This is a genomic window from Vibrio sp. 10N.222.46.A1 (assembly GCF_041473595.1).
In the GTDB taxonomy this organism is placed as follows: domain Bacteria; phylum Pseudomonadota; class Gammaproteobacteria; order Enterobacterales; family Vibrionaceae; genus Vibrio; species Vibrio tasmaniensis_A.
Genome location: NZ_JBFRSN010001506.1, coordinates 1 through 430, shown reverse-complemented (window position 1 = coordinate 430; position 430 = coordinate 1). Strand labels below are relative to the sequence as shown.

At 46.7% G+C, this 430-nt stretch carries 1 protein-coding gene; it reads left to right on the top strand.

Annotated elements, in window-relative coordinates; all coding sequences use genetic code 11:
• Nucleotides 1-430, top strand: a 430-nt coding sequence (locus tag AB4496_RS27700; RefSeq protein WP_372133211.1) for an alanine:cation symporter family protein, incomplete at both ends; no start/stop codon positions are given.

Sequence of the window (430 nt, the reverse complement as noted above, 5' to 3'; positions counted from 1 at the left end):
GCCGTGTAGGTACAGGTAACATTGCAGGTGTTGCTGCCGCTATCGGTTTCGGTGGCCCAGGTGCAGTATTCTGGATGTGGGTGGTAGCTTTCTTTGGCGCGGCGACTGCTTACGCAGAATCTACGCTGGCGCAAATCTATAAAGAAGAAGATGAAGGCCAGTTCCGTGGTGGTCCGGCTTACTACATTGAAAAAGCAATGGGTCAGAAGTGGTACGCATGGATCTTCGCTATCGCGACTATTTTTGCATGTGGCATTTTGCTTCCAGGTGTTCAGTCAAACAGTATAGGTAATGCTGTAGAAGCTGCATTTGGCTCAGGTGATATGATTGAAACAGCTATCGGTACATTCAGTTTCGCTAAAATTTTCACTGGTACTGTTGTTGCTATCATCCTTGCTTTCATCATCTTTGGTGGTGTTAAACGTATCGC